Genomic DNA, 21,239 nt, shown 5'->3' with positions numbered 1-21,239 from the left:
TCAGCAAAGGTTTTATACTACCTTCGGTTTGGGAAAAGGTATGATAAATTTTCCACCGGCGGCCTTGAATTCTGCTTGTTGCTCCATGATTTCATCTGCAAAATTCCAGGCCAGGATCAGGATGTAATCCGGTTTGTCGCTTGCGATCTTTTCCACCGGATGAACAGGGATGTGCATGCCGGGGGAGTACAAGCCGTGTTTCAGTGTGTTTTTGTCCACAATGAACGGCATTGTGTCGGGGCCGATACCATAGTAGTTCAGTAAGGTGTTGCCTTTGGCCGAGGCGCCATAGCCGAAGACCGTTTTGCCGTTATCCTTTATGTCCGCCAGGATCGCGCACAGTTCGTCACGGATTTTTTCTACCGCAAGCTTGTATTGCTTATAAGTGTCGGCGTCCAGCAAACCAACGGCTTTCTCCTTGCCAAGCCATTCGCTTACGATACCCGGAATGGTGCCGGAATCCGCAGCGTTTCGAGCATAAATGCGCATTGAGCCGCCTTGCACATCAATGGCTTCAATATCATAGATTTCCATGCCAAAAGAGCGGTACAGGTCCACCAGCGACTTTACGCTGAACACGGAAACGTGTTCATGGTAGATGTTGTCGAACATCAGTTTGTTGATGTACTCAATGGCCTGCGGGACTTCAACGATAAAGGTGCCGTCGTCATCCAGCAGGATCTGGATGCCTGCCATAAAATCATGCAGATTATCAATATGGTTAAAGGTATTGTTCGAGGTGATGACTTTTGCTTTGCCATATTGCGCCACGGCCGCTGCGGCAGTGGTGGCATTGAAATATTCACTGATTACATCCAGGCCTTTGTCTTTCGCCATCTGACCGATGTTTTCCGCTGGATCAATGCCCAGGGTACGGATGCCGATATCGTGGGCGGATTTCAGCAGCAAGCCATCGTTGCAACCGATGTCGACGAACAAGTCGTTACCGTCGCTGATCAGATTGGATTTGATTTTGGCCGCCAGTTCACCGAAATGCGTATGCATTTGTGCGGCGGTGGATGGAATCCACAGGTAATGACGATAAAAATCCGGTGGGATGCGATCAGGCACCTGGATCAGACCGCAGTCAAGGCAGGCGTGGGTGTTCAGTTCGAACAATTGCTCGTCGTTTAACTGATCCTGTCTCAGAAATGCCTGAGCGGGTCCGTGAGCGCCCAATGGCAGAAACAGTAGCATATTTGTACTTTCGCAGCAGCGGCAAAAATCGGTGGCTCGTTCAGACATGACCTTTCCTGTAATGGTAATAGAGTTTAAAGTGCAATGAATTCGTGGTTACCAGCTTTTCCAGGGCGCATCGCCGCTTTCCCATAGACTGTTGACCAGTGCAACATCACGAATGGTGTCCATACACTGCCAGAAGCCGTTGTGTTGGTAGGCTGCCAGTTGTCCGTCTTGTGCCAATTTCTCCAATGATTCCTTCTCGAAGCTGGTGTCATCGTTTTCGATGTAGTCGAAAATGCCAGGCTCCAGCACGAAAAATCCGCCGTTGATCCAGCCTTCCCCAATCTGGGGTTTCTCGATAAATTCCTTAACGATGCCGTTCTCAAAGGAAATACCGCCGAAACGGGCCGGGGGCCGTACCGCAGATACGGTGGCCAGGCGCCCCTGGCTTTTGTGGAATTTGATCAGGGCATCAATGTCGACATTGGCCACGCCATCACCGTAGGTCATCATGAAGGTTTCATTACCCACCCAGGATTTCATGCGCTTGATCCGGCCGCCGGTATTGGTCAGTTTACCGGTCTCAATAAGATTGACAATCCAGTCTTCATTTTGCGTGTGTTCGTTTTCCTGCACCTGAACCTGACCGCTACTGGTTTCGATGCGGAGGTTGTTTTGCCGTTGGTAGTAGTTGGCAAAAAAATCCTTGATGACTTCGCTCTTATAGCCAAGCGCAGTATAAAATTCATTAAACCCCTGGCTCCCATAGATCTTCATGATATGCCACAGGATAGGCTTACCACCGATCTCCACCATGGGTTTTGGCTTAACATGGGTCTCTTCTGCCAATCGAGTGCCGAGTCCCCCGGCGAGTATGATTGTTTTCATATTGAATTCCTGATGTACATTCGATTTGCTTAACCACCTGTTGCCATTGGCTTTGTAATCGCTCAGGCCGAAACGACCTGTTGCAGAATGGCCAACGTTTTGCGGGCACATTTGTCCCACCTCAGATCTTTGGCCCGTTCGAGCCCTTGTTGCTTGAGTTTTTCATGCAATTCCCGATCACACAGCACCTGCCCCATCGCTTCGCTGAGGCTCTCAAGGTTGATGTCCTCGAGAGTATGGGCGTATCCGTTTGCGACTTCTCCCAGGGAGGAGTTGGCGGACGTGATGGCCGGTACACCACAGGCCATGGCTTCCGGCAGCGTCAGTGAAAAACCCTCGGTGTTCGACGGTAGCACAAAAAGGTCGGCCCCATTGTAAATTGGTATTATGTCACCATGATGGGGAAAACTACCGCCAAAATGCACGAAGCTGTCAGTGATATCAAACTCGGCAGCCAGTTTGTCCAGGGGGATGTGCTCGATGTTGTTGCCCACCACGAACAGCTTATGGGGTAGATTGTAACGCTTTTTGGCGGCGCCAAAGGCCTGCATCAGCAGAGGCACGTTACGACGCGCTGACATGGTGCCCACGAACAGCACATAAGGGCAATCTTCACCAAGATAGTGCAGTTTGGTCTTGCGATTGTTGCTTGCGGCGATCTCGGCATCATAGGGCCGAAATGAGTCATCCACACCCAGCCACACCACCTCCACTTTCTCCGGCGCAATACCGTAATAATCCACCACCCTGTCCTTGGTGGACTGGGAATTGACAATGACCCGGTCGGCCACTTTTGCACTGAGTCTGTATTTCAGGCTGTAGGTGAGTTTATACCATAAAGAGTGCTGCCCTTGTTCGGCCTCATTCACGCTGTGAATGGCCACCACTTTTTTGCCGCGCCCCAGCAACGGCAAGGTGTAACTGGGGCCCAGCACAATATCCATATCACGGCTGGCCTTAGGGAGCAGCAGGTTTTCCCACAGCGCATTGGTCAGCCTGGGGCGCACCTGGCGCTCCACAACCGGGGCATTGCCTTTGCTTTGGATGGGAGGGTCGATGGCGGTGGGTGAGAACAGCACAATGCTGTCCTGGGCGGTGAGTTGTTTGGACAGTGCTGTCACCAAATAGTCCGTATACCGCGCCACACCAAAGCGGGGCCCGCTCAGGCGCCAGGCGCTGATTCCCAACTTCATGTAAAAACATCCCCCTAGCCGTCCGGATAGCTATGCATGCGCCGCCACGGGTGGCTCGCAAGATGGCAGCCAAATGGTCTCAATTGCGTGTGGCTGCTGTATATTATAAGATCCAAATCTTCGGTTAAAGAAGTTATTCCCATAACTCGGTAGAGTTTCAAGTGTACGATTGCCCGTCCAGTGGCGACGAAACTTCTTCAACATTTTCTAGCGATTCCCGTACGGAAGTTAGACCAGAAGTTCGGTTCGGATTACCATCGATACTTCTATCAGGGCTCGGTATCAGGATTGGGGCGTGTGTGTACTCAGGATTAAGGATACGAGGTACTGCCATTGCGAGTGCCCGCTGAGGATCTATTTCATCGATATTTGATTACCGGGGGCACCGGCTTTATCGGTTCTAACCTGGTTAGGTCGCTGGTTGCTCAGGGCAAGGAGGTCCACCTGCTGGTGCGGCCAGGCTCCTCCCTATGGCGGATCGATGACATCAAACAGCATGTCCGCTGTTGGGTGGGTGATTTGCAGGACAGGCAATCCCTGGTGGATTGCGTTGGTTCCGCGCAGCCGCAGGTCATCGTGCATTTGGGTGGGGGGTCCATGGGCCGCCCCTGGGATGTGGATTTCAGCGAGGTATTCGCCAGCATCAATCTTAACCTGATGGGAACCCTGGCCCTGCTGCAGGCGGTGGTTGAGTCAGGTGCGCCAGTACAACGGTTTATTCGCATGGGCGGCTTATTGGAGTATGGTCAGGGGCCGGTGCCGTTTGTGGAATCCCAGCGTGAACAACCGGTTTCCATCTACCCGGCAACGCAGGTCGCCACCACCGTCCTGTTGAATGCGCTTCACCAAGGCTTTGATTTCCCGATCATCTCACTGCGGCTGGCCTCTGTTTATGGCCCCGGGCGATCCCTGGATTTCTTTATCCCGGCCCTGATCTGCGCGGCGCTCAAGGGGCAGGATTTTGCCATGACCTCCGGCAGGCAGGCATGGGATATGCTTTATGTGGACGATGCCATCGATGCTATTGTGACGGCGGCCAACAGTGATTGCGCCTCCGGTGAGGTGATCAACATCGGCTCCGGTGAGGGGCATTCGTTAAAGAGTATTGCGGAATTGATTGTGGCCAACGTACCCGGTGCGGGGGAATTGAAAGTGGGGGCGAAGCCGGAGCCGGTCGGCGCCATTCCCAACCTGACCTGCAACATCATGAAAGCTAAAGAGATACTTGGGTGGCAACCGAAAACATCACTGGAAACGGGATTGAAGAAAACCATCCAATGGTATCGGGACCACCTCCCACAGTTAGAGCAGAAGGCCGGAACATGAAGCGCTGTTTCAGAGAACGATTTCGCGGTAAGAAAATTTTGGTTACCGGTCATACCGGTTTCAAAGGATCCTGGCTCAGCATTTGGCTTACTGAGTTGGGGGCAGAGGTGATTGGTTACAGTCTGGAACCGCCCACCAACCCAAGCAACTTCGACTTGTGCCATCTGCAAAACAGGATGACTCATATCGTGGGGGATGTGTGTGATCAGCAGAAGCTGGATGCGGTATTCGCCCAGTATAAGCCGGAGATCGTATTCCATCTGGCGGCTCAGCCCATAGTGCTGGCCTCCTATCAGGATCCCCATGAAACCTTCCGCACCAATGTCATGGGCACAGCCTGCGTGTTGGATGCTATTCGAAAGGCCGGTGGAGTGAATGCCTTTGTCGGCGTCACCTCTGACAAGGTCTATAAGGATCAGGGCTGGTATTGGGGCTACCGTGAAAGCGACACCCTGGGGGGCTATGATCCTTACAGCGCCAGTAAAGCAGCGGCCGAAACCGTGATTGCGTCCTATCGTCAGTCGTGGAATCAGCAGTGGCAGGAAGATCAAGCCGTCAAACGCTTTTCCGTAGCGCCCACCGCCATTGCCTCCGTGCGTGCCGGCAACGTTATTGGCGGTGGGGATTTTGCGGATTTTCGTATTTTGCCGGATTTCATGCGAGCCTGTATGGCGGGGGAGCCGATGCAACTGCGGAATCCAAACAGCATTCGCCCCTGGCAGCATGCTCTTGAACCGATCAGTGGTTACCTGTGGCTGGCGGTGCACATGCATGATCATCCGGAGCAGTACAATGACGCTTGGAATTTTGGCCCTGCTGAGCGTGAGCCGGTGGTTTGCGAAGCATTGGTTAAACTGGCTGCCGAATTATGGGGAGAGGGCTGTCGTGGCTATACCAAACAGCCGGTAAAGGTGGCCGCCCATGAAACCAAAATTCTGCGGGTGAACTGGGATCAGGCAGCCTATCGTTTGAATTGGATGCCCGCCTACAGTTGGCAGGAGGCGGTAGAGGAAACCGTGTTGTGGTGGCAGGCCTATCATGCGCAACTGCAGTCCGGGCAGGTGCCGGATATGTATGGTGTGTGTGTGGATCACATTCAGGTCTTTGTGGACAAGGCCAGAGACAAAGACATAAGTTGGGCCAGTTAAGGGTGGACGGATAAATATGCAAGCGGAAAAAATCAAGGGCGAGATCCAGCGCAAAGTTGAAGAGTACTACCAAGCGCAATTCGCCAATAAGCTGTTCGTGGCAGGTGAAACCTATATTCCGGTGTCCGGCCGGGTTTTCGACGAAGATGACATGGTGCATCTGATGGAGGCAACGCTGGACTTCTGGTTGACGGAGGGGCGTTTTGCCAGGCAGTTTGAAATCGAGTTTGCGCAAACCCTCGGTGTGCGAACGGCCACCTTGTGCAACTCCGGCTCCTCCGCCAATCTGTTGGCCGTATCTGCGCTGACCTCCATTAAGCTGGAAGATGCCCGCCTGCAACCGGGGGACGAAGTCATCACGGTGGCGGCAGGGTTTCCGGCCACCGTTGGCCCTATTGTGCAGAACGGCCTGGTTCCGGTGTTCGTCGATGTTGAACTGGGTACCTACAATATCGATGTCAGCCGTCTGGAAGAGGCCATCAGCCCCAAGACCCGAGCCATCATGATTGCGCATACTCTGGGTAATCCATTCAATCTGGAAGTAGTGACCAGCGTGGCCAAGCGCCATAAGCTGTGGTTGATTGAAGATAATTGTGATGCGTTGGGTTCCACTTACAACGGCAAAAACACCGGCAGCTTCGGCGATATTGCCACCTTAAGCTTTTATCCAGCCCACCATATTACGATGGGAGAGGGCGGTTGCGTTCTGACTAAATCACCCAAGATGCGTACGCTGGTTGAGTCGTTCAGGGATTGGGGGCGGGATTGCTGGTGCGCGCCGGGCGAAGAAAATACCTGCGCCAAACGCTTTGACTGGCAGCTGGGTGGTTTACCCCATGGTTATGATCACAAATATATCTATTCTCACATTGGATATAACCTGAAAGTCACGGATATGCAGGCTGCGGTGGGTGTGGCCCAACTCAAAAAGTTACCTAAATTTATTGCGGCGCGGAAGAAAAACTGGCAGCTGCTGTATGACGGTTTGAAAGCCTACGAGCGTTTCATCGTATTGCCAAAGGCAGAGGCCAACAGTGATCCCAGCTGGTTCGGTTTCCTGATCACAGTAAAGCCGGATGCGCCTTTCAGTCGTACCGCGCTTACCGAATATCTGGAAGAAAACAAGGTGGCCACCCGCGCTTTGTTTGCGGGCAACTTGTTGCTGCAACCGGCCTTCCAGAATATTGAACACCGGGTAGTGGGTGATCTGGATGTCACCAACACCATCATGAACCAGACATTCTGGATCGGAGTATACCCGGGAATAACCGAGGCAATGATCGGGTATATGCTGGATATGTTCGGTCAGTTTTTTAATCGTTACTAACACTATGAAAGCACAATGAAAGCGATTCTTACTTTTCACAGTATCGATGATTCCGGTTCAGTGCTGAGCTTTCCGGTGCGCAAGTTTGCGCAGTTGATTACTGAGGTTGTGGAAAGTAAGACCCGCATTTGTACCCTGGATCAGATTGTTCGCCCGGAAACGGACAATGCCATTGCCATCACCTTTGACGACGGCATGGAGTCTGTTTTCAAGAATGCGTTACCTGTGCTGAAGGCAGCCGGGGTGCCCGCTCATTTGTATCTGACCACCGCTTGTGTGGGCGGCAACAATCGCTGGCCTACGCAGCCGAGCGCAGCGCCCGAGTTTGAAATGATGAGCCAGGCTCAGTTGGAACACTGTGTTGAGGGCGGTATGCTCATTGAAAATCACACAGCGACCCACCCGGATATGCGGGCGTTGTCGCCAGGCGAGGTGCGGGATGAGTGTCTGCAGGCTGATCGCTGGATTGACGCTGCATTCGGGCGCAAGCCAAAGCACTTTGCTTATCCCTATGGCTACTATAATGCAGAAGTTGCTGCGTTCGTGGGCAGCCACTATGAAACCGCGGTGACCACAAAACTGAAAATGCTGTCCAGTCAGGATAGCATGGCCGAATTACCACGGCTGGATACTTACTACCTTCAGAAGCGTGGCAGTTACCGGTCGTTCTTTTCGTTTCAGGCCAACACCTATCTCAAGCTGCGCAATGGATTGCGTATCATCAGGCAGATGGTTTCCTAGTTTTCAGATTGTACACCGGTGTGATTCGGGGGAGAGGTAATCCGCTATCTGAAGAATTGGCTCAGATAGCGGATTGAAGTGGCTTATTCCACGCGCAGGAAGGACATCATCCCATTTTCGCCATGCTGGAATATATGGCAATGGAAGACCCAGTCACCCTCAGAGCCAAAGCCTCCGGTTTGACCGGGGTTGGCACCAAAGTCGGGGCGTTCATCGATCTGGAAGGAATAAAACACCGAAGTGTGGGGCGGCACGTTCACCGTGTCCAGATATTCGTTGTGCGCGTTCACCATCCACATGTCCATATAGCCTTCATCATGATTCATGCGCATGAACTGCATGGGCTGGAATGAGAAACCGTGCAAGTGAAAAGGATGGTGCATATCCGTGTGATTGTGGGTTTCCCATTCGATGGTTTCACCGATGCTGGCAGTGCGATAGTTCTCGCGCCCCATTACGCCGGAGTAGCCATCGATTTTGAACCAGGTGCTCTTGGGGGCTCCGCTCATCATGGCCATCATGTTGGCCTGCAGTTTGATCTGGCTGTCGGTTCGATCTGAAACCAGTCGCTCAGGCTTAGGCACCAGGGCATCGTTTTCGTTAATATCGAACTCGTAGCCGAAGTAGTTGGGCAGCAGGATGTAGTTGAGCAGGTTGACTGAGGGGCGCTCACCGTCGTCATCCGCTTCGGTCATCATCATTCCCATGGGGGTCATGGTCATTTGATGGCGGCCACGGGCAAAGTCTTTCCATTGCAATGAGACAACGCTGCCGGGTGTGCCCTTGGGTACAATAATGACGTCCGCCCGTTGTGCCGGGGTCAGCAGGATTTCCCCTTTATCGTAGCCCAGTGCGATTTCAATCGGGCCGGTATAGCCGGTGTAACCCATATCCATGCCGTCGCCCATATCCATGCCGTCGCCCATGTCCATGTCGTCCATGTCCATTGCCATGCGCATACCCATAACGGAACCGCCTTCCAGCCTTACTTTTTCAATCAGGCCACCTTCACCGCCGATGCGGTAAATGTCATGGCCGGGCAGAGAGAGTCGGAAATAACGAGTAATGGAGGCGTTAATCAAGCGCAGTCGAATGCCCTGGCCGATGAAGGCGGGGAAAGTGGGGTTCAGTTTACCGTTCACCAATAGGTAGTCACCTTCCGTGCCGTTCATGGTTTCGAGCATGGAAGTAGTGTTCAGGTTTTTCAGGGCACCGTTCTCAATGGCAATATCGCTGAGCATCAGTGTGTTTTCCCGCAGGGGAAGTTTACCCTGCATTTTCAACTGCCGCTCTTCCGGCTGTGTAACGATCAATGGTGCATACAAACCGGCATTGACCGCTTCGGCGCCGCGGGCGTGGGGGTGATACCAGAACACGCCGGCCCGGGGCACGATGAAGTCATAAGTGTAGGTGTCGCCGGGCTGTACCACCTCCTGAGTCAAGGCAGTACCGTCACTCTTATTGTTGAGTTCGATGCCGTGCCAGTGGATGGTGGAGGGCCAGCCTTCGGGTAGTTTGTTTTTGAAATGCACAATGACACGGTCGCCCCGCTTGACCCGGATTTCCGGGCCGGGAACCTGACCGTTGTAGGCAAAAACATCCACTTTTTCATCGCCCACTTTCAATTTGTAAGGTGCGGCGGTAATCGTGGTTTCAAATATGTTTGGATGCGGATTGACGTCAATTGCCCCGGTAGGGTTGACTGGGCCGCGGCCGAACGCCATCTGCGACAGGGACGCAAGCGTCATTAAAATCGTAATGAATGAAAAGCTTCTAAGTTTTAACATAAATGCCCCAATTGATTTATGTCAGAGAGTAATTTTAAGCAGGAAACGTATCTACATAAGTTAGGAAACGATTGCCAGCTTGCCCAATTGTAATAAGGTGGACGTAAAAGCCCACGGTAATATTCAATCCTCTTCTTGTTTCAATTTACCGTTCAAAAAGATTGACGTGGCAATGGGGCACCCCCACAGATGATGCCCAGACGGATGCGGACACCCCATCCACGCAGGTGGTGCCGGCAGACAGGCTGCGGGTGTGATCGTTATTGCCCCAAAACTCTTTTTTAACAGAAATGAACATCGGGGACAAGAAAGCGGCGGCGGGCTGTAACCATAAGGCTACATAACTGATATGTTGTTGCGTTTAATACACTTCAGCGATGCTGATGCAGGCTGCGTTAGAGTGAGTGGATTCTATGAATCGAAGCGGGTGCAATGAATTCCCTGCGGATGCTCGATGGTGGCAACACATTCGTTACAGTGCAGGCACCGGCTTGCATACCCGGGGTTGTGTTTGGCCTGCAATGGCAGATCGGGGTCACTCAGCAGGCTGCGACCCAATTGGATGAAGTCAAATCCAGCCTGCATCAGGGTTGCAAAGCTGTTGTTATTGCTGGCGCCTCCCACGTAGATTAAATCGCAGTTCACAACCTCTCGCAGGCGCTTGGCCTGGTCCAGAAAATACAGCTCCTCATAGGGATAATGTTTAAAGAGCCGGGGGCCGGCAAGGCGCAGCATCATGCGCATCAACGGGCTTTTTTCCGCCTTCAGCATGGGCTGCAACAGGTTGTCGCCGCGAAACATGATCATCGGGTTCATGGTACTGGTGCCGCCGCTGGTGACAATGCCATCGATGCCGCCCTGATCAAGCAAACGCGCGATTTCAAGGGCATCGTCGTAGTCAAGGCCGCCCTGAACGCCTTCCGTCAGGCTGATTTTTCCGATCACCGGAAAATCATCCCCAACGGCCTTACGCACCGATTCCAGCACCCGCAAGGGTAAACGCATGCGGTTCTGCAGCGTTCCACCATACAGATCAGTGCGCCGGTTGGTCTTTGGGCTCATAAACTGGCACAGGCCATAGCCGTGTCCAAAGTGAATTTCCAGGCAATCAAAGCCAACGGATTGCATGAAAGCAGCGGCCTCACCATACCGCTTTACCAGGCGGTCGATGTCCTGCAGAGTCATGGCATCGCAAAAAAACATCCCCTGCGCCACGCCCAGCATATTGATGCCAAAACTGGGGCCAAGGGGCCGCTTGCGTTGCCGGTGGCGGTTTTTGGAAAAGCCGCCACCATAACCCATCTGGCCGCTCACTTTGCAATCCTTGCTGTGCAGGGTGTTAATCAGTGTGGACAGGTCGTTGCGGATGCCTTCGTGCATATACAGCATGTTTTCATGCAGGCGGCCATCGTTCTCAATGGCGCAGTAGCCGATGGTGGTCATGGCAACGCCGCCATCGGCGATGCGGCCATGGAAATTGCACAGCGCGGAAGACACCGCGCCCTGGGGTGACATGCCTTCGAACGTGCCCGCTTTGATGAACCGGTTTTTCAGCGCCAGTCCATTCAGCTTTTTGGGCGTGAAACTTTGTGTGAGAAATGCATTCATAAAGACACTCTGGAACGGTTGGCTGATGCTGAATCCAATAAGGAAACACTCAAATCCGTTCTAATCTGGAAGCTGGGCTCAATAAATATGCAAATTATATGCAATATGGTTGCATATAATGCTCGGGATGGCTATAGGTTATGTAGCCAAGTTACATAATATCAATATGGGATGTATCATGAGTAAGGCAAGAACCCAGAAGCAGCGGAGAGAGACGGCAATCAGCGCTGTGCTGGAAAGTGCCTGTGCTCTGTTTGGTGAGCTGGGTTACCAGGCCGCCTCGCTGGAACAGATTGCCGACCGTGCAGGCATGACCATTCGCCCGATTTATCACTACTTCGGCAATAAGGAAAAACTGTTTCTTGCGGTGGTTGAGCAGGTGGAACAACAGCTACACAGAGCAATGCGGGATATTCAAACGGGGCGGCAAGGGGAAGATCTGGGGCAATACTGGGAGGTATTCATGCGATTCGGGCGTGACAGGCATTTCCGTCAGATTGTGCTGGTGGATGCTCCTGTGGTTCTCGGGCGTGAGCGTTGGGCCGATTCGCCGGTGGTGCAACAGGTCATCGCAATCCTGCTGCCGCTGTTTCCCGGTTTGTTACCACAAACCCGGCACTTGATAGCACAGATGGTCATCGCTGCCCTGACAGAGGTGGCTATGTGCCTGGCGGAGCCGGGTAACGAAGGTAAAGAGCGAGCTTTCGAAGAAATGTCCGGGTTGATTCGGATGAGGCTGGGGTCGACATTGAGCCATTCTGTGTTGGAATGATCTTGTATTCGAAAAGCCCGGTTGGTATCCGGTATTCACTGAGCCGAAAACCAAACGATAAACCAGCCAATTGTTAATTGGCTGGTTTATCGTTTTGCGTAAATCGTGGTGCCCAAAGGGAAAAAACTCAGCGCGGCGATAATGCGCAGGTTTTTAAGGTCGTTACGGTTAACCTTGCCTTGAGCAAGCAGCTTACGTGGTTCTTTAAAGTACTTTCCGGCGCGCAGGTAAAACGCGAACATACTATCGCCGACCATCAAAAAACGTCGCCAGTCCCATTTTTCTCCGTTGGTAATGGCGCGCTCCTCAAGGTCCGTTTCTGTTCCAGATACTTTGTGATGGTGTAAATGCAGGTGGCGGCGTACCCAAGGGTTCTGCGTCAGCGGGCGCGCAATGTATACGCCGGCCATCATAAGATTGTGCCAAACCGGTTGTTTGCGAAAATACATGTAGTGAATAAGGTCATGCTCAAGTTCATGCAGCAACGAAGTCCAGAACGCGCTGAGTACTATCACCACCCATGCCGGTATAATGCCTTCAAGCCATAACCAGCCGTTTAAGGCCATGCCTGCCAGGCTCACCAGAAAGATCGTCATACCAACTGCGTCCCGATGCTTTATCAAAAACGGGTGTCGTGCACGTACTTTTTCGCTTACCGCCATTAAATCGCTCTGTATTTGGCGATCTTTGGCGCGAAGCCGATTGAAGTCTTGCTCTTTACTTTGATCATTGCGTATTTCAGTCATACTATGGTGCTCCAGCAGCTGAGCGGATCATTTACACATGCCGCGATAGGGATTGGGGTACTATATCCAGGAGGCGGTGGTTACGCTCTGCCGTAACTGCCAACCTGTTAACCGGAGATGCCAATGTCTGATCATTCAGTGCCGGAACAGCTAGCAGCGGTGGCCGTGTTTTTGCGCCCGTTGGCCAACCTATTGCGTAGTAGCCCTGAATGCCAAGTCAACGTAGAACATACTTCAAATTTATTGTCTGCAGCTGAAGCCTTACTGCAAGATCCTTCACTGGGCATCAATATGGCGCGCCAGAGCGAATACTCAGTGTTCGGTGGGTTGGGTTTGGCCTTGTCGGCCGGGGGAAGCCTGCTGAGTGTGTTGCAGCGAATGACCCGGTATCACCGCCTTATCAGCAATGTGGTGCGCACAGAGTTAGTGGTCGATGAGGACACGGTCAGCATCCATTTTTATTAAAGCGCAGGTCACACACCGAATCCACAAGGAATGCAGTATGTGATGGCCAGTTTAGTGAGGTTGTTGCGTATACGTTTAGATTCGCAGTTAAACCCGCTACAAGTTTTTCTCGCTTACGATGGTGCTGACTATTGCACGCGAGTAGCACGATACTTCCGAGTGGAACCTGAGCAAGCGGATCATTACGCTGTTTTCTTTGCGCGTAATGCTGCCAATTCGCAACTGCATTCCAGCGATTCGCAAATAGCGGCCATGTTGGATGTCACCTTAAACGAACGTTTGGCTGCGCAAGAAAAAGGTTCATTGGTCATTCAATTATCGCTCTGGCTAGAAGGGCAATTGCCAGAGGGGGAGCCTTTGTTGAAAGATGCGGCAGCTCAATACAATATGAGTGTGCGCAGTTTGCAACGACGTTTGGGAGAGGAAAGCCTAACATGGAATCAATTGGTAGAACGCACTCGTCGAACTTTGGTGGAGCGTCATCTTAAGATCTCCGGAACCACCGTCACCCAGTTGGCGTTTTTGCTGGGGTTTTCGGACGTGAGTTCTTTTTCGCGGGCATTTAAGAAATGGTATGGCATATCGCCAAGTCAATTTCGCTATAAAGACCCCTAGGGCTTTGAAATAAAACAGGTAAACAATTGAATGTCCGGATAAAGAACGGATCTCTGCGTTTGATGAGCTTAATAAAATGGTGGCTATGTCTATGGGGTGGGCTGCCAGAGCGGCATCAGGGGGTGTCTAAAAACCGCGGTTTTTAACCCGCATCATCACAGCTAAATGCCTTGATTTTGCTGTGATCCAGCCTTGAATCGGCTGTTAGAATGGTGCCAGGAGAGGACTTGAAAGTAATATATAACTAGCTGAAGTAAATAATATTAATTCCCTATTTTTGATTCAATACCAGCTCTGATGCCAGCAATTTTTCGGCTTAGGGGAATTCTTGCTGGGTAAAAATCGCCTCACATCAATGTTCAAACAACGCCTTTCGTAACAAGTCGAATTCTTCGCTATCTGGCCAGGTCGCTGCACGCTCAGCCATCCATTCCATAAAGTATGGCGAAGATTGCTGCCGTGCCCTGTAATATTCCTCAACGGTATCGATCTTGTGAATATCAATGCCTGCCTTGGCAAAGTATGCCTGTAATTCAGCAAGGCCTCGCTTGGTAAACCTTAGCTTTCCAGTGGTATCAGTCAGATAGTAAGGGTGATGCATTCAGATTCTACCTCTCGCTTGCTTTGGTATCAGAGGCCAATGGCTTGGCCGTAGTGTCGTCTTTTTCCGCCTTAATAATAAGCAAGGCAATCACCGCAACTGCTAACCGCAACAATCCCAGCAATACATATAACACGGTGTTCTCCAGTTTTCTGGTCTGAGTGGTCAGTAAAAGATTCGACTAAATATAGTCGAATTGAAACGCTATTCGACATCGCTCGAACCAGTAGGATATCAGCCTATATATAATCGAATTTTCTGGCGGCCACATGCACTTCATGGCGTTTGCTAATGGTGCGGTAAAAAATACTTTCGAATAAATTCGATTATATATAGGCGATAAGAGTGGTCATTAGATTATTGTCGAATTCCGCTCTTTTTAGATGAGATAGATACATTGGAAAGTGGGCCGTTTTCGATCCGAGTCTACAGTCAGTTTTTCAACGTTCCTGTGATTAATGTTGTTTTGCCGCGTCGTAACAAAATGCTGCGAATTCTCCAAGGCGATCTGACCTACGCGAGCTGGCAGAAAACAAGTGCCTGAATATTAAGACCAAGGTAAGTCCCGCGAAGATTACCCATGCCAAGAATAGAAATACTTGTTCAAAGGTGGGGTCCGAAGGCTTCAAAAAATAGTAAGCTGTCCATATGCCAAGGCTTGAAATGGCAAAACGACGAAAACGTCCGGTTGGATACAGAGAAGACAGTAGCCACCCTGGTGCTATCCAGCTTTCGGTACCAGTTGAGTCGTTGTTGATGGCCACTAATGTGCCCGCATATTCATAGAGCGCTACCTGATGCCCCTTGCGGAGATTGGGGTGTATGTCCTTGAGTTTATAGCGCCGTTCCAGGCCATCTTCGGTACGCAGCCAGAATTCGCTATACAGTCTGCCGTCGGTGCTGCCGTGCCAGTTCCTGGCCTCAACGATATGGGCACGGAACAGAGTGACCGCATTGGGGTTGGGTCCGGTGCCTGATGATAGAAATGTGCTGATGAAACCAAGAGCACGGAATAGTCCCCGCAGCACTTTGAACAGCATTTGACCGGCGGCGATGATAATTGCCAGTGCGATACAGGCTACCAGGGCATTTAAAAACAGTTCCCGCATACCGTGCACCTATCCTTTTACTGTTCAGCAGATGAGGAGGCTTTCACGAAGTAGTGAATCTGGCCCTGTTGCACAAGCAGTGGGACTTTAATCGGTTGCTCTTTGCCAACGAACACCTTGTTGGGAGCAACGTAAAAATAGATCCACTCTGGCAGATGTTTACTAGTCGCCAGCAACAGCTCCAACTCATTGACACCAGGGTGATTCTTGGAAAAGACAAAACGGCTGTAGACATTGGCGCTGGGATCAAAAAACCAGGTCTTGCTTTGACCCTCTCCGACGAAGGGTGGTGGTGTGTTCAGTTCGGCATCTCGGATAGCAAAGCTGATCCAGCAGTTCGATTTGCCGTATTGATTGTCCGAGCAGATGTCGTCATTGCGCCCGGTCACATAGATGCCAATACCGTTTTTGTCGTTACCGCCTTTGGCAATTTCCTGAACAGGTGTGAAACCCAGATCACGCACACCTTGACTGGCTGCATCCAAAAGCAGATCTGCCAAAATCTCCTTGGGGGAATTCTGAGCGATGCCTTCCGGCATCCAGGCAATCAGGCTGTTACGTGCTGAATCCGCCTCAGGGGCCAGCAACCAAGCGGCGAAGTTCATACCTGCCATTTGTGAGGGGGAGAAGCCTGGAATTGGCGCATTGTACCCGGACGCTGCCATTGCAAAACCGAAGCCGGAGGAATCCGTGATGTCGGTGACCGTATCCTTCGGCAGCTCGGTATCCTTGAGTTTGGCATCAATACCGGCTGCCCGGGCGATATTGAGCGCGTAGGAATCCTGTGGTGTATAGGAGATGTGTGTAGTGCCGCACCCCGCCATTATCAAGACGGTGGACAATAATAGCTGCCTAAGCATGTGAAAGGGCCTCTTGTGCATGATTTATTTCCGTGTACCTGTTTTTGGTACATTGGCGATCGTACCAATAATCGGTACGCATGCAAAAGGCTATCACATCCTCAAAATATGCAAGTCTGGTTGCCTGGCTGAAACGGGCTAGAGTGGATCAGGGCATCAGCATGCGTGAACTCGCCAGTCGATTGGATGAGCCGCATTCCTTTGTGCAGAAAGTAGAAACCATGGAACGGCGGTTGGATGTGTTTGAGTACAGCCTCTATTGTGAAGCGCTGGGCGTCGATGTTCATGCAGGGCTGGATTACCTCAAGTAGCCTGATTGCACACAGCTTCAGGTCCCACCCTGCTGGCTTCCTTTCTCATTGCCACCTCGTATCTTTTCCTTTTTTGCGCTGATATGACCTGTGTCGGCGTGGCGTTTGTTGTACTGGCATATCTGGGCTATACCTGTAAAATGATGCAATGTGATGCAGGTTGATGACTGCGCTACTCAATACAACCCAGGCCCGATTAAAAGAAGCCCGATAAAAGGGGAACTCGATGAAAGCTGTCAGGACCACGGTTTCGCTGCCCTCTGACCAATATGAAAAATTGCAGGCCCTCGCTGAGGCCAATGGCCTATCTGTCGCTTGGGTAGTGCGGCAAGCAGTTGGCGAGTTTTTAGACAGAGTGGATTCAGATAAGGGCTACAACCCACTGGAAAGCGCATCAAAGGCCGGGGGGAAAGCCTAGATGTACACGGACTATCAGGCCGGGTACCTCGCCCATTGGTTGTCCCTGGAGGGTAAGGCCGAGGAAACCCTGACGCAGACAATCGCGTCAGCCAAGGTCGATATGAACCCCCATCAGGTGCAGGCCGCTTTGTTTGCCTTGGAGTCGCCGTTATCGCAAGGCGTGATCCTTGCCGACGAAGTTGGTCTTGGTAAAACCATAGAAGCCAGCCTTGTGCTTAGCCAGAAGTGGGCAGAGCATCGTCGTAAGTTATTATTGATTGTCCCGGCGACACTACGTAAACAGTGGAGTCAGGAATTAGAAGAAAAGTTTTCGCTGCCATCGGTCATACTGGAAGCCAAAAACTACAATAAACTTCGTAAGGAAGGCATTGGTAATCCCTTTGATGTCGAAGTGGCTTTGGGTGAGCCTGCGATTGTTATCTGTTCTTATGAATTCGCATCCCGGAAAGACCAGGAGCTGTCATGGATACTCTGGGATACAGTGGTATTCGATGAAGCCCATAAACTGCGCAACGTTTATAAGAAATCTGGAGCAATAACAGCGAAGAAGCTAGATGAAGCGCTGACGGGGCGGCCAAAGGTACTGCTTTCGGCAACGCCCATGCAAAACAACCTCCTGGAACTTTATGGTTTGGTCTCCATTATCGACCCTCATTTCTTCGGTAGCTTGGACTCTTTCAAAGCACGTTATTCCAAGCCCAAACTGGAGGAGGCTGAGCTAGCTCTGTTGAGGGATCGCTTGAACAAGGTGTGTCACCGCACACTGCGTCGCCAGGTGCAAGAAGAAGGCGGCATTAAATTCACTCGCCGTTATTCCATGACGGAAGACTTTAGGCCATCTCAGCAAGAGTTAGACCTCTACTCAGAATTTTCCAATTACCTCCAAGACGACAACATCTTGGCGATAAAAAGTGGAGCCCGTCATTTAGTAACCTTGGTTATTCGTAAAATACTGGCATCCTCCAGTTATGCGATACAAGGTACGCTCGAAACCATGATTTCCCGGTTGGAGAAAAAAGCCGATCTGGTAGAGGCACTGGGTGATTTCGATGCCTTAGATGACTTGTTGGATGAAACTGGCGAAGACAGCTCCGAGGATACCAAGTCCATTAACCCGGAGGACCTACAGGCCGAAATCGAGAAGCTCAAAAACTTTCGTTCGATGGCGGCAAACATTGCTCAAAACTCAAAGGCCGAAGCCCTGGTCCGTGTGCTTGAAAAAGCCTTTGATTTCACAGTAAGACTTGGCGGCCAGCGGAAGGCTGTCATTTTTACCGAGTCCGTCAGAACGCAGACATGGTTATGTGAGCGACTTGAGCGTGAAGGTTATCAAGGAAAAATAGTGTTGCTGAATGGCAGCAACAACGATGTCGTATCCAAAGAAATTTACTCTGCGTGGATGGAGAAGCATCAGGGTTCTTCTCGAATCTCTGGTTCAAAAACCGCAGATATGAAAGCTGCCCTAGTGGATAAGTTTCGGGATGAAGCCACCATCATGATAAGTACCGAAGCGGGCGCGGAAGGCATCAACCTGCAATTTTGCTCCCTATTGATCAATTACGATTTACCTTGGAATCCGCAACGGGTTGAGCAGCGCATTGGGCGTGTTCATCGGTATGGTCAAAAGCATGACGTGGTGATCGTTAATTTTATTAATAAAGGAAATCGGGCAGACGAACGTGTCTTTGAATTGCTGAATCAGAAATTTCAGCTCTTTGAGGGGGTATTTGGCGCTTCGGATGAGATTCTCGGTTCTATTGAGTCAGGGGTAGATATAGAGCGGCGCATTCTTAATATCTATCAGCAATGTCGAAGTGATGAACAGATAGATTCAGAATTCGCTCAACTCAATCAAGAAATGAGCGAACAGCTCGAAATCCAGTATCGAGATGCGCGGCGATCATTGCTAGAACGCTTTGATGCGGAAGTCGTTAAACAGCTCAATATCACACGGGAAAAAACACGGGAGCAACTCAGCGAGTATCATCATCGATTGCTAAAGCTGGCGAAAATGGCACTGCCGGAAGCGAAGTTCACCGTTGGCAAGAATGAATATCAGTTTGTCTTCGAAGGAAAGACCTACGATGTTAATTGGCAGAAGGCCGACGAGATTGATGCACAGTTTTTTCGGCCCCATGAAGGGCTAGGCAAAAGTCTGATCGAGAAGTACGAAAAAAGTCTTGGCGAGCCCAATAGCACTAATATTCCTGTGGTGGAAATGGTTTACCAGCCTGATGTTCAAGGGCAATTCTCTGACCTGCGCCAACTTATTGGAAAAACAGGTGAACTGGTAGTAGAAAAGCTCGTTTTTAGCATTAAAAACCAGCGCATCGAGCATTTGATCCTGGCGGGTGTTACCGATGCCGAAGAGCCATTAAGACCGGAAACTATCGACCGTTTATTGTTGCAGCCAGGAAAAACAATGGGTGACGTTTTGTCGCTGAACAAAGAATCAATGATCCAAGAGCTCGCTGCCCAAGAGGAAATGGCTATTGAAGAGGCTGTAAATCGAGATCTTGAGCGTTATTACGAAGAAGAAACAGAAAAGCTGGAACGTTGGGCCGAGGATCGCCGCCTCGCGTTAGATTTAAAGACAAAGCAACTGGATGAAGAAATTAAGGCACTGCGTAAAGCCAATCGCAAACTCGTTACGCTGGCAGAAAAGCGGGATGCCCAACGGGCTCTGAAGCAGTTGGAGCGAGAAAGAGATAACGCCATGCTCAATTACCACGAAGAAAAGAAAAAGATCGAGGCTGAGGAAGATCGGCTTCTGGATGAAATAGATGAAAAGCTCGCGATGCACAAAGAGAAAACCCGCCTCTTTGCTATGCGCTGGTCACTGACTGGTGAGGGCTCTTACGATGAGGATGGTATCAATGGATAGAGAAAAACTGGTTCGTGAGCTGCTTTATCAAATACGGCTGGGTGAGGATTCGAGCTACGAATTTAAAAAAGTCACCTTCAAAGGAAATAAGATAGAAGGCCCGAGCCAAAAAGACTTGGCGGATGAAATTGCAGCCTTCGCCAATACCAAAGGTGGTGTTCTGCTACTGGGCGTTAATGACAAGATACGGGCTGGCACATCTGGAAACTCAGTTCGCGAGGTCATAGGCATTGAACCAGACCATATTGATACAGTGCAAGGTATGATAACCCGCGCCTGTCAGGATAATATTAATCCGCCGATTACACCCTATACCCGAATCGTTGAAATCCCAGATCACGAGGGCAATCAAAAGCCGGTCATTTACATTGAAATAGATAAAAGTCTCTTCGTGCATGTGAGCAATGGCAAATACTATCACCGGGCTAACGAATCCAAAAAAGAAATGACGCCGGATTATTTGGGCCGCTTGATGATGCAGCGTAGCCAGGCGCGCATGATTTGGTTTGATGAGCAGCCCGTACCACGCACCCAGGATAGTGATCTGGATGAAGCTCTGGCGAAGCGTTTCTTGCGGGGCGATCAACCCGCCGCCATTCAATTTAAAAAACTCAAACTATTGGTTGAAGACGAAGATCAGCAACTTCGCCTAAGTGTGGCAGGCGCGTTGATGGCAACCACCGAGCCACACCAGTGGCTGCCCGATGCCTATATTCAGGCGGTGAGTTACTCCGGTACAAACCGTGATGCAGAGGATCAATTGGATGCACAGGACATTACCGGTTCTTTGGATGCCCAGGTGACCCAGGCGCTTCGCTTCGTTGAGCGCAATATGAAAACGGCGGCGACGAAAAACATCGGCAGGAAGGATATACCCCAATACAGCTTGAAGGCCATTTTTGAGGCGCTGGTTAATGCGGTGGCGCATCGCGATTATGCGATTTATGGCAGTAAAATCCGCTTGCATATGTTTTCCGACAGGCTGGTATTGTCGTCCCCAGGCGCCCTCGTCAACACCCTGGAGGTCGGTGATCTTGAGCTTAGGCAGGCGACACGCAACCAGTTGATTGCCACCTTGCTGGCGCGCTGCCCAGTAGCCAGCCCGGAGGTTGATCGCGCAATGATGATGGATAAGCGGGGTGAAGGGGTGCCGGTTATTGTCAATGAATCCGAGCGCTTGTCTGGTCGCCGCCCAGAATATCGAATGGTGGGTGAGGAATTGCAGTTGACGATATTTGCAGCGACGAAGGACTGAA

Annotated in this window: 20 protein-coding genes; 11 read left to right on the top strand and 9 right to left on the bottom strand. The window is 51.0% G+C overall.

Annotated elements, in window-relative coordinates; all coding sequences use genetic code 11:
- Window positions 1–12: 12 nt before the first annotated feature.
- The 3 genes from D9N13_RS21850 to D9N13_RS21840 all read right to left on the bottom strand — a co-directional run bounded on the left by D9N13_RS21850 (window position 13) and on the right by D9N13_RS21840 (window position 3,263).
- Window positions 13–1,245, bottom strand: a complete 1,233-nt coding sequence (locus D9N13_RS21850) for a class I SAM-dependent methyltransferase (RefSeq protein WP_290594094.1) — start codon at window positions 1,243–1,245, stop codon at window positions 13–15.
- 48 nt (window positions 1,246–1,293) lie between these two features.
- The gene (gene rfbF, locus D9N13_RS21845) at window positions 1,294–2,070 is read right to left on the bottom strand and encodes a glucose-1-phosphate cytidylyltransferase (RefSeq protein ID WP_290594093.1); all 777 of its coding nucleotides are present in this window, start codon (window positions 2,068–2,070) and stop codon (window positions 1,294–1,296) included.
- A 62-nt stretch (window positions 2,071–2,132) separates the two neighbouring features.
- Complete coding sequence (locus tag D9N13_RS21840; protein ID WP_290594092.1) at window positions 2,133–3,263, bottom strand: glycosyltransferase family 4 protein; 1,131 nt, start codon at window positions 3,261–3,263, stop codon at window positions 2,133–2,135.
- Between the two features lie 339 nt (window positions 3,264–3,602).
- On the opposite strand from D9N13_RS21840, the gene D9N13_RS21835 reads away from it, so the two are divergent.
- Genes D9N13_RS21835 through D9N13_RS21820 form a run of 4 tightly spaced genes read left to right on the top strand, consistent with a single transcriptional unit; the run spans window position 3,603 to window position 7,805 of the window.
- Window positions 3,603–4,589: an NAD-dependent epimerase/dehydratase family protein gene (locus D9N13_RS21835; RefSeq protein ID WP_290594288.1), complete on the top strand. Its 987-nt coding sequence runs from the start codon at window positions 3,603–3,605 to the stop codon at window positions 4,587–4,589.
- The gene (rfbG, locus tag D9N13_RS21830) at window positions 4,586–5,737 is read left to right on the top strand and encodes a CDP-glucose 4,6-dehydratase (RefSeq protein WP_290594091.1); all 1,152 of its coding nucleotides are present in this window, start codon (window positions 4,586–4,588) and stop codon (window positions 5,735–5,737) included. The genes D9N13_RS21835 and rfbG overlap by 4 nt, the downstream gene beginning before the upstream one ends.
- Window positions 5,738–5,753: 16 nt before the next feature.
- Complete coding sequence (rfbH, locus tag D9N13_RS21825; protein WP_290594090.1) at window positions 5,754–7,064, top strand: lipopolysaccharide biosynthesis protein RfbH; 1,311 nt, start codon at window positions 5,754–5,756, stop codon at window positions 7,062–7,064.
- Window positions 7,065–7,079: 15 nt separating this feature from the next.
- On the top strand, window positions 7,080–7,805 hold the full coding sequence (locus D9N13_RS21820; RefSeq protein WP_290594089.1) for a polysaccharide deacetylase family protein: 726 nt from the start codon (window positions 7,080–7,082) through the stop codon (window positions 7,803–7,805).
- 83 nt (window positions 7,806–7,888) lie between these two features.
- Here the strand turns inward: D9N13_RS21820 and D9N13_RS21815 are convergent, their stop codons facing one another.
- Both D9N13_RS21815 and D9N13_RS21810 read right to left on the bottom strand, forming a co-directional pair.
- Complete coding sequence (locus D9N13_RS21815) at window positions 7,889–9,592, bottom strand: multicopper oxidase family protein (RefSeq protein ID WP_290594088.1); 1,704 nt, start codon at window positions 9,590–9,592, stop codon at window positions 7,889–7,891.
- Between the two features lie 411 nt (window positions 9,593–10,003).
- Window positions 10,004–11,200 (bottom strand): NADH:flavin oxidoreductase, encoded by a 1,197-nt coding sequence (locus D9N13_RS21810; protein ID WP_290594087.1) that lies wholly within the window; start codon window positions 11,198–11,200, stop codon window positions 10,004–10,006.
- 178 nt (window positions 11,201–11,378) lie between these two features.
- Here D9N13_RS21810 and D9N13_RS21805 point away from each other — a divergent pair, with 178 nt between their 5' ends.
- The gene (locus tag D9N13_RS21805) at window positions 11,379–11,972 is read left to right on the top strand and encodes a TetR/AcrR family transcriptional regulator (RefSeq protein WP_290594086.1); all 594 of its coding nucleotides are present in this window, start codon (window positions 11,379–11,381) and stop codon (window positions 11,970–11,972) included.
- 86 nt (window positions 11,973–12,058) lie between these two features.
- On the opposite strand, the gene D9N13_RS21800 is transcribed toward D9N13_RS21805, so the two are convergent.
- A complete protein-coding gene (locus D9N13_RS21800) occupies window positions 12,059–12,718 on the bottom strand; it encodes a fatty acid desaturase (RefSeq protein WP_290594085.1) in 660 nt (219 codons plus the stop codon).
- A gap of 123 nt (window positions 12,719–12,841) precedes the next feature.
- Here D9N13_RS21800 and D9N13_RS21795 point away from each other — a divergent pair, with 123 nt between their 5' ends.
- The gene (locus tag D9N13_RS21795; protein ID WP_290594084.1) at window positions 12,842–13,183 is read left to right on the top strand and encodes an AraC family transcriptional regulator ligand-binding domain-containing protein; all 342 of its coding nucleotides are present in this window, start codon (window positions 12,842–12,844) and stop codon (window positions 13,181–13,183) included.
- A 42-nt stretch (window positions 13,184–13,225) separates the two neighbouring features.
- Window positions 13,226–13,798: a helix-turn-helix transcriptional regulator gene (locus tag D9N13_RS21790; protein ID WP_290594083.1), complete on the top strand. Its 573-nt coding sequence runs from the start codon at window positions 13,226–13,228 to the stop codon at window positions 13,796–13,798.
- Window positions 13,799–14,150: 352 nt separating this feature from the next.
- Here D9N13_RS21790 and D9N13_RS21785 read toward each other — a convergent pair whose 3' ends face one another.
- The 3 genes from D9N13_RS21785 to D9N13_RS21775 all read right to left on the bottom strand — a co-directional run bounded on the left by D9N13_RS21785 (window position 14,151) and on the right by D9N13_RS21775 (window position 16,368).
- Window positions 14,151–14,399 (bottom strand): hypothetical protein, encoded by a 249-nt coding sequence (locus D9N13_RS21785; protein ID WP_290594082.1) that lies wholly within the window; start codon window positions 14,397–14,399, stop codon window positions 14,151–14,153.
- 455 nt (window positions 14,400–14,854) lie between these two features.
- Entirely contained in the window at window positions 14,855–15,508 is a 654-nt protein-coding gene (locus D9N13_RS21780; protein ID WP_290594081.1) for a hypothetical protein, read from the bottom strand.
- 17 nt (window positions 15,509–15,525) lie between these two features.
- A complete protein-coding gene (locus tag D9N13_RS21775) occupies window positions 15,526–16,368 on the bottom strand; it encodes a hypothetical protein (RefSeq protein WP_290594080.1) in 843 nt (280 codons plus the stop codon).
- Window positions 16,369–16,448: 80 nt separating this feature from the next.
- On the opposite strand from D9N13_RS21775, the gene D9N13_RS21770 reads away from it, so the two are divergent.
- From D9N13_RS21770 to D9N13_RS21760, 4 genes are all read left to right on the top strand, one after another.
- A complete protein-coding gene (locus D9N13_RS21770) occupies window positions 16,449–16,679 on the top strand; it encodes a helix-turn-helix domain-containing protein (RefSeq protein ID WP_290594079.1) in 231 nt (76 codons plus the stop codon).
- Window positions 16,680–16,905: 226 nt separating this feature from the next.
- Entirely contained in the window at window positions 16,906–17,097 is a 192-nt protein-coding gene (locus D9N13_RS24370; protein WP_411268207.1) for a ribbon-helix-helix domain-containing protein, read from the top strand.
- Entirely contained in the window at window positions 17,098–19,983 is a 2,886-nt protein-coding gene (locus D9N13_RS21765) for an SNF2-related protein (protein WP_290594078.1), read from the top strand.
- Window positions 19,976–21,238, top strand: coding sequence for an ATP-binding protein (locus tag D9N13_RS21760; protein ID WP_290594077.1), 1,263 nt, complete (start codon window positions 19,976–19,978; stop codon window positions 21,236–21,238). The genes D9N13_RS21765 and D9N13_RS21760 overlap by 8 nt, the downstream gene beginning before the upstream one ends.
- Window position 21,239 lies beyond the last annotated feature (1 nt).

Origin of the sequence: Ketobacter sp. GenoA1, assembly GCF_003671475.1 — a bacterium.
Lineage (GTDB): Bacteria > Pseudomonadota > Gammaproteobacteria > Pseudomonadales > Ketobacteraceae > Ketobacter.
This window is presented reverse-complemented; position numbering and strand designations above follow the sequence as displayed.